Raw genomic sequence first — 7,329 nt, 5'->3', positions numbered from 1 at the left:
GGCCCGTTCGCCGCCCTTGCGCGGCAGCGGCGTGCAGGCCAGCACCCCGGCCGCCCGCGCGGTGCCGCCCCAGGTGCGGAAGTCCTTGGCGCTGAAGTCCTCGCCGCAGGCCTCGTGCAGGTAGTCGTTGACCATGCCCGAGTCGATGCCCTGGCGCTCGCCCGCGTCGTCCAGGTACTGGAACAGCCGCTGGCCCGGCAACTGCTGCACGCGGCGCACGATGCGCGCCAGCCGGCGGTCGTCCAGTTCCACCTCCTGCTCCTGCCCGCTCTTGCCGCGGAACGCAAAGCGCAGCCGGCCGCGCGCGACACGCACGTGGCGGGAGCGCAGGGTGGTCAGGCCGTAGCTCCTGTTGTCGCGCGCGTAGGTCTCGCTGCCGATGCGGATCAGCGTCTCGTCCAGCAACTGCACCAGCAGCGCCAGCACCTTCTCGCGCGGCAGGCCAGGCAGGGCCAGGTCGTGCCGGGCACGCCGGCGCAGCTTCGGCAAGGCTGCACCGAAGGCGAGCACGCGGTCGAACTTGCCGCGGTCGCGCAGCGCACGCCAATGCGGGTGGTAGCGGTACTGCTTGCGCCCGCGCGCATCGCGTCCGGTGGCCTGCAGGTGGCCTTCCGGGTTGGCGCAGATCCACACATCCTCGTACGCGGGCGGGATGGCGAGCGCACGGATGCGCGCCAGTTCCGCCGGGTCGGCCAGCAGCTGCCCGTCGACGTCGCGGTAGCCGAAACCCCTGCCCCGGCGCAGCCGACGGATGCCCGGCTGCGTGTCGCTGACGTAGACCAGGCCGGCCGCACGCACCTGGGCGCGCAAGGCCGGATCGGGTTCGCAGGGGCGGGCGTTCATCGCCTCGAGTGTGGTGGCGGCCTCGATCAAGGCGGCGTGCATGCTGGCTCGCCTACGCGCGGTCGCAGGATGGGCGCATGATGGGTGGGCAGGCCTGGCCACGGGAGCGAAGCATGGAACACGAGTACGACTACCTGATCGTCGGCGGCGGCATGGCTGCCGATGCGGCAGCCAAGGCGATCCGCGCCGCCGACGCGACGGCCGGCATCGGCATCGTCGGTGCCGAGGCGGAGGCGCCGTACGAGCGGCCGCCGTTGTCCAAGGCGCTGTGGAAGGGCGACAAGTCGCTCGGATCGATCGACCTGGGCACCGCCGCCAGCGGTGCCCGATTGCACCTGGGGCGCCGCGTGGAGGCGCTGGACCGCGCCGCCCGCCGCGTCCGCGACGCACGCGGCGACAGCTACCGCTACCGCCGCCTGCTGCTGGCCACCGGCGCCATGCCGCGGCGGTTGCCGCTGGCGGACGACGATCGGGTCATCCATTTCCGCACGGTCGACGATTACCGCCGGCTGCGCGCCCATGCGGTGGCGGGCGCGCATGTCGCGGTGATCGGCGGTGGCTTCATCGGCAGCGAACTGGCCGCGTCGCTTGCCGGCGTCGGCTGCCGGGTGACCATGCTGTTTCCGGCCCGATCGATCGGCAGCGGGCGGTATCCCGATGGGCTGGCGACCTTCCTGGACGACTACTTCCGCGCGCGCGGCGTGGAACTGCTGGCCGGCGTCAAGGTGGTCGAGGGCCGCACGGACGATACGGGCGTCGAGCTGGTGCTCTCCGATGGCCGGAGCCTGCGCGTGGCGGCGGCGGTGGCCGGCCTGGGCGTGACGCCGAACACCGCCCTGGCCGCGCAGGCGGGCCTGGCCGTGGACGACGGCGTGGTGGTCGACGCGCAGTTGCGCAGCAGCGATCCGAACATCTGGGCGGCGGGCGACCTGGCCAATTTCTTCAGCCCCTCGCTGGGGCGCCGGCTGCGCGTGGAGCACGAGAATGCCGCCGTCGAGATGGGCGGACATGCGGGCCGCGCGATGGCCGGCGCAGGCGGGGAGTTCACCACCTTGCCGTACTTCTATTCGGACCTGTTCGACCTGGGCTACGAGGCGGTCGGCCTGCTCGATGCGCGGCTGCAGCCGGTCGAGGACTGGAGCGAGCCGCATCGCAAGGGTGTCGTCTATTACCTGGACGGCGGCCGCGTGCGCGGCGTGCTGCTGTGGAACGTGTGGGGCCAGGTGGAGGCCGCCCGCACGCTGATCGCGCAGGAGGGGCCGTTCGACGCGGCGTCGTTGCGCGGGCGCATTGCGCACGGCGATTGAGCCCCGCGGCGCACCGAGGGCGCATAGGTTGGGCTGCAGCCCACCACCTTCTTGCTGCGCACCGCGGGTGGTCTCAAACCCACCCTGCGACGGTCACTCGACCCGGCAGAACACCGCCTTGAGATAACGCCCTTCCGGCACCTCGGCCAGGAACGGGTGGTCGGCGCCGGCGCCGCGCACGTCCAGCACCTGGATGGCGCGGCCGGCATTGAGCGCCACGCGGCGCAGCATCTCCAGGAACGCCGCCTCCTCGACCAGGCCGGTGCATGAGCAGGTCAGCAGCAGGCCGCCGGGCGGGATCACGTCCAGCGCCAGGCGGTTCATGGCGAAGTATTTCTTCAGCGCGTCGGTGACGCGGTTGCGGTCGCGGGTGAGCTTGGCCGGGTCCAGCACCACCGCGTCGTAGCGCTCGCCGCGCTCGATCGCCGCGCGCAGCCAGTCGAAGATGTCTGCCTGCTGGAAATCCACCGCGAGCTCGTTGGCCGCTGCGTTGGCGCGGGCGATCTCCAGGATGCCCGCGTCCATGTCCACGCCGGTGGCCTCGCGCGCGCCGGCGGCCATCGCGTGCACGGCGAAGCCGCCGGCGTTGCAGCACAGGTCGAGCACGCGGCGGCCCTTGGCCAGGGCGGCGAAGCGGCGACGGTTCTCGCGCTGGTCGGCGAAGAAGCCGGTCTTGTGGCCGTAGCCGGGCGCCGCGTGGAAGGCCAGGCCGTGCTCGTGCACCTGCACCGGCGCCGGCGGCTCGGGACTGCGGCAGTCGAAGGATTCCTGCTTCTGCACGTGGCTTTCGGCGAACCAGTACAGCCGCGCGCCGGGGAAGTGCTCGAGCAGCGCGGCATGGATCGCCTCGCGGAACTTCCACATGCCGGCGGCGAAGTATTCGATCACCAGGATGTCGGCGTAGCGGTCCACCACCAGGCCGGACAGGCCGTCGCCCTCGCTGTGCACCACGCGCCAGGCGTCGCTGGCCTCGTCCAGCTGCAGCAGTTCGCGGCGCAGCGCCACCGCCTCGGCGATGCGCGCGGCGATCCAGCTCGCCTCGATCGCCTCGCCCGGGTCGCGGCTGAGCAGCCGCAGCGCGATGCGCGCATGGCCGTTCCAGAAGCCACGGCCGACGAAGCGGTCCTTCGCATCCACCACCTCGACCACGCTGCCGGGCGGCAGCCGTGCCTCGGGCTTGTATACCTGCGCCGACCACACCCACGGGTGGCCGGGGGCGCGGTCGGACTTGAGGCGGACGATGGGGAGTGCGGCGGGCGTGGTCATCCGCCCATGATAGCCGCTGGCGTCAGCGCAACCTGAGGATCAGCCACGACAGCAGCGCGAGCAGGTTGGCGCCGAAGCGCGCGGCCGAGGGCCCGGCGATGGCGAGCACGAAGCCCTGCGTGCCGAAGCTCCAGTCCAGCCAGGGCCGCGCCAGATGCGCGGTGGTGTAGATGTTGAGGAAGGCGCCGGCATGCAGGGCGTAGCTGAACACCGGCGTGGCGACCAGCGGCAGCTGCAGCAGCTGGGCGACGCGCGAGAACGCCACGCCACGTTCGCTGCCTTCGACCAGCAGCACGCCCGCGAGCAGCACGAAGCCGAACACGATCAACGCCAGCAGCGCGTGCAGGGCGTCGTAGGTCGAGCCCATGCGCAGTACGCGGTGCAGTGCGTTCGCAGCGCCGTACAGGCCGCCGGCGATTTCGAGGATGCCGATCAGGCGGAAGAGGAAACTGCGCATTCAAGGATTCCGGGAGGCGGTGGGCAGGCGCGGAGTGTGCCGTTTTTGCGGCGCGTCGTCTGCGCTCAGTCCAGCGCGTCGGACAGTTCGTGCAGGTCGGCCACGTGCTGCTCCCACCAGCGCGGCTCGGCGGCGAACGGGAACGCGGCGGGGAAGGCGGGATCAGCCCAGCGTTGCGCGATCCAGCCCGCGTGGTGGACCTGGCGCATCGCCCGCAGGGCTGGGACGAGCGCCAGTTCGGCCAGGTCGAACTCGCGCATCGAACCGTAGCCTTCCAGCAGCGCATCCATCGCGGCCTGGTCGTGGGCGAGCATCCACAGGTCCTGCACCGTCGGCCCCATGCGCGCGTCATCCAGGTCGACGAAGTGCGGGCCGGCATCGGTCCACAGCAGGTTGCCCGGGTGGCAGTCGCCGTGCAGGCGCAACTGCCGCGCCGGGCCGACGGTCTCGAAGCGCGCGGCGACCGCGGCGTCGAGCCGCTGCACCGCGTCGCGGTAGCGCGGCGCCACGTTGGGCGGCAACAGAGGCGAGGCGAGCACCGACTGCGCGGGATGCTCGATCAGCGTGGCGCGGTCGATGCGCCCACGATGTGCGAACGCGGAGCGCGAGCCGACCACGTGCAACCGCGCGATCAGGCGGCCGAGCCATTGCAACTGCTCGGCCGATTCCAGCGTGGGCGCGCGCCCGCCGCGGCGCGGATAGAGCGCGTAACGGTAGCCGCCGTGCGCGAGCAGGGTGCGGCCCTCGAAGGCGAGCGGCGCGACCACCGGCAGTTCGGCCTCGGCCAGCTCGCGGGAGAAGGCGTGTTCCTCGGCGATCGCCGCGTCGCTCCAGCGGCCGGGCCGGTAGAACTTGGCGATCACCGGTGCGGCGTCTTCTATGCCGACCTGCCACACGCGGTTCTCGTAGCTGTTGAGCGCCAGCAGGCGGCCATCGGGCCACAGGCCGCAGGCCGTGACCGCGTCGAGGACCAGGTCGGGGGTGAGGTTGGCGTAGGGGGCGGCGATGCTCATCTCCCTCTCTCCTGCGGGGTGTGGGGCGGGTGCTCGCGGGGAGGGCTGGCCGAAGCGAAGGAAAAAGACAATGCACTTGCGAAGGTCTGCCGCAAGAGTGGCCCCTCACCCCAACCCTCTCCCCGCAGGGGAGAGGGAGCCAAGAGCCGCATCCTCACCGCACCACCGCGCGCCGCGGCACCACCGCCATGGTCAGCCGCGAGACGCACACCAGGGCACCCTCCTCGTTCTCGATGCGGATCTCCCACACCTGCGTGGAGCGCCCCAGGTGCAGCGCCCTGGCGGTGCCGGTGACAATGCCGGCGCGCACGCCGCGCACGTGGTTGGCGTTGATGTCCAGGCCCACCGCCACTTCCTGTTCCGGATCGAGCGTGAGCAGCGCGGCGGTGCTGCCCAGCGTCTCGGCCAGCGCCACCGAGGCGCCGCCGTGCAGCAGGCCGAACGGCTGGTGCGTGCGCGCGTCCACCGGCATGGTGCCGGCGAGCCAGTCCTCGCCGATGGCGGTCAGGCGGATGCCCAGCGCCTGCATCAGCGTGTTCTCGCTCCAGCCGTTGATGCGTTCGAGGTCGGTGGCCTGCTTCCAGATCGCCATGGGGATGCCGCTTCGGGGAAAGCATGCATTGTCCGTCCACCGCCCTCGCGGCGACAATGCGCAGGTGTTCACCATCTCCCTTTCACATTCCGGCCGCACCTTCGACGCTGCGCCGGGCGAGACCGTGCTCGAGGCGGCGCAGCGCGCCGGCATCGCGCTGCCGTATTCCTGCCGCGCCGGCGTGTGCGGCAGCTGCAAGGCCACGCTGCTCTCCGGCCGCTGCGACTACCCGCGCAACCCGCCGGTGGCGCTGGGCGGCAACGCGGCGGCCGCGCACGCGATCCTGATGTGCCAGGCGGTGCCGGCCAGCGACCTGGTGATCGCCGCGCGCGAGGTGACCTCGGTGGAGGACATCGCGCGCCGCCGGCTGGTGGTCGAAGTGGTGGACAAGCGGCCGCTCGCGGCGGACGTCACCGGCCTGATGCTGCGCCCCGCAGCGGGCGAGGCGCCGCTCAAGTGGCTGCCCGGCCAGTACCTGGACGTGCTGCTGGAGGCGGGCAGGCGCCGGCCGTTCTCGATCGCCAGCGGCCCGCGCGAGGACGGCCTGATCGAACTGCACGTGCGCCACGTGGCCGGCGGCGGCTTCACCTCGTGGGTGTACGAAGGGCTCGAGGTCGGCGACCGCCTGCAGATCGAGGCGCCCCTTGGCACCTTCGTGCCGCGCGAGGATTCGGAGCGGCCGATGGTGTTCATGGCCGGCGGCACCGGTTTCGCGCCGGTCAAGGCGATCGTCGAGCACTTCCTCGCCCTGGGTACGCGCCGGCCGATCGCGCTGTACTGGGGCGCGCGCAGCGCCGGCGACCTCTACCTGCGCGCGCTGGCCGAGCGCTGGGCGCACGAGGCGCCGAACCTCAGCTTCCATCCGGTGCTGTCCGACCCGGAACAGGCCGCGGCGGCCGGCCTGCGCGCCGGCCTGGTGCACGAGGCGGTGCTGGAGGACGTGCCGGACCTGTCCGGCCACGAGGTCTACATGAGCGGGCCGCCCGCGATGGTCGATGCCGGCCGGCGCCTGTTCACCGACGCCGGGCTGCCCGAGGAGCGGCTGTACTTCGATTCGTTCGACTACGCGCCGGACGTGCTGGCGCAGATCCTCGCCGGCCGGGCCGGCATCGGCGGCTGAGTACTACTTGCTGCCCTTGGCCAGCGGCAATTGCGCCTGCTGCCAGGCGAGCACGCCGCCGCCGAGCGTGTAGACCTTGCTGAAACCGGCCTTGACCAGCCGCTGCGCGGCCTTGTCCGAGCCGCGCCCGTCCTTGTCCATCACCACCACTGGCAGGTCCTTGGCCTTGGCCAGGTCCTTGTGCTCGGGGTCGAACTGGCTGGGCAGCACATGGCGCGCGCCGGGCACGTGCATCTTCTCGAAATCGGCGCGGGCGGACAGGTCCACCAGCAGCGGGCTCTCGCGGTTGATCAGCAGGGTGAGCCCGGCGGGCGTCAGCTCCTGGTACTTGCGCAGCAGGCGGCCGAACTCCAGCGCCACCAGCGCCAGCAGGATGATCACGAACAGCGCCGACAGCGCCAGGTGGTTGCCGACGAAGGTCGGCAGCTTGTGCAGGAAGTCGTTCATCGGTCGCGGGCCCGGCGGTGTGCGCAAACCGGCGATTATCCGGGAGCGCCGCGATGGGCGCAAAGGTTCTTCGTCAGCCGTCCGCGTCGAGCACAGGCGCAACGCGCCGAAGTCGAAGCGCCCTCCTCAAGCCCCATGACCCGAATCCCTCTCCCGCCGGGAGAGGGTGCCGGCAGGCGGGTGAGGGTTCGGACGGAGCGAAGTCTTCCGGCTGGACCGGACCCTCTCCCCAACCCCTCTCCCGGTGAGAGAAGGGCTCAAGCAGAAAGTCACTCCTGCGTGAT

Annotated in this window: 8 protein-coding genes; 2 read left to right on the top strand and 6 right to left on the bottom strand. The window is 71.8% G+C overall.

Annotated features, from left to right (window positions below; translation table 11 throughout):
- On the bottom strand, positions 1 to 885 hold an 885-nt coding region (locus HOQ08_RS13545; protein WP_291195869.1), incomplete at its 3' end, for a DNA topoisomerase IB.
- 71 nt (positions 886 to 956) lie between these two features.
- Between HOQ08_RS13545 and HOQ08_RS13540 the strand changes: the two genes are divergently transcribed.
- A complete protein-coding gene (locus tag HOQ08_RS13540; protein WP_291195866.1) occupies positions 957 to 2,150 on the top strand; it encodes an FAD-dependent oxidoreductase in 1,194 nt (397 codons plus the stop codon).
- Positions 2,151 to 2,243: 93 nt separating this feature from the next.
- On the opposite strand, the gene HOQ08_RS13535 is transcribed toward HOQ08_RS13540, so the two are convergent.
- From HOQ08_RS13535 to HOQ08_RS13520, 4 genes are all read right to left on the bottom strand, one after another.
- On the bottom strand, positions 2,244 to 3,416 hold the full coding sequence (locus HOQ08_RS13535) for a class I SAM-dependent rRNA methyltransferase (RefSeq protein WP_291195863.1): 1,173 nt from the start codon (positions 3,414 to 3,416) through the stop codon (positions 2,244 to 2,246).
- Between the two features lie 22 nt (positions 3,417 to 3,438).
- Entirely contained in the window at positions 3,439 to 3,873 is a 435-nt protein-coding gene (locus tag HOQ08_RS13530) for a hypothetical protein (protein ID WP_291195860.1), read from the bottom strand.
- 65 nt (positions 3,874 to 3,938) lie between these two features.
- Positions 3,939 to 4,886 carry a serine/threonine protein kinase gene (locus HOQ08_RS13525; RefSeq protein WP_291195857.1) on the bottom strand — a complete coding sequence of 316 codons (948 nt, stop codon included), beginning with the start codon at positions 4,884 to 4,886 and terminating at the stop codon, positions 3,939 to 3,941.
- 154 nt (positions 4,887 to 5,040) lie between these two features.
- A complete protein-coding gene (locus HOQ08_RS13520) occupies positions 5,041 to 5,478 on the bottom strand; it encodes a hotdog fold thioesterase (protein ID WP_291195854.1) in 438 nt (145 codons plus the stop codon).
- A 64-nt stretch (positions 5,479 to 5,542) separates the two neighbouring features.
- Here HOQ08_RS13520 and HOQ08_RS13515 point away from each other — a divergent pair, with 64 nt between their 5' ends.
- The gene (locus HOQ08_RS13515) at positions 5,543 to 6,598 is read left to right on the top strand and encodes a 2Fe-2S iron-sulfur cluster-binding protein (RefSeq protein WP_291195872.1); all 1,056 of its coding nucleotides are present in this window, start codon (positions 5,543 to 5,545) and stop codon (positions 6,596 to 6,598) included.
- 3 nt (positions 6,599 to 6,601) lie between these two features.
- Here the strand turns inward: HOQ08_RS13515 and HOQ08_RS13510 are convergent, their stop codons facing one another.
- Entirely contained in the window at positions 6,602 to 7,045 is a 444-nt protein-coding gene (locus HOQ08_RS13510) for a rhodanese-like domain-containing protein (protein WP_291195851.1), read from the bottom strand.
- Between the last annotated feature and the right edge of the window lie 284 nt (positions 7,046 to 7,329).

The sequence above is a fragment of the Frateuria sp. genome (genome assembly GCF_013362045.1).
Taxonomy (GTDB): domain Bacteria; phylum Pseudomonadota; class Gammaproteobacteria; order Xanthomonadales; family Rhodanobacteraceae; genus Frateuria_A.
Note: the sequence above shows the minus strand (reverse complement) of the source record. Positions and strands in the feature narration are given on the sequence as shown.

What these genes read in the sequence shown, in the direction of transcription:
- HOQ08_RS13510 (WP_291195851.1), bottom strand. Translation starts at nt 7,045, where the DNA reads ATGAACGACTTCCTGCACAAGCTGCCGACCTTCGTCGGCAACCACCTG.
- HOQ08_RS13520 (WP_291195854.1), bottom strand. Translation starts at nt 5,478, where the DNA reads ATGGCGATCTGGAAGCAGGCCACCGACCTCGAACGCATCAACGGCTGG.
- HOQ08_RS13525 (WP_291195857.1), bottom strand. Translation starts at nt 4,886, where the DNA reads ATGAGCATCGCCGCCCCCTACGCCAACCTCACCCCCGACCTGGTCCTC.
- HOQ08_RS13535 (WP_291195863.1), bottom strand. Translation starts at nt 3,416, where the DNA reads ATGACCACGCCCGCCGCACTCCCCATCGTCCGCCTCAAGTCCGACCGC.
- HOQ08_RS13530 (WP_291195860.1), bottom strand. Translation starts at nt 3,873, where the DNA reads ATGCGCAGTTTCCTCTTCCGCCTGATCGGCATCCTCGAAATCGCCGGC.
- HOQ08_RS13540 (WP_291195866.1), top strand. Translation starts at nt 957, where the DNA reads ATGGAACACGAGTACGACTACCTGATCGTCGGCGGCGGCATGGCTGCC.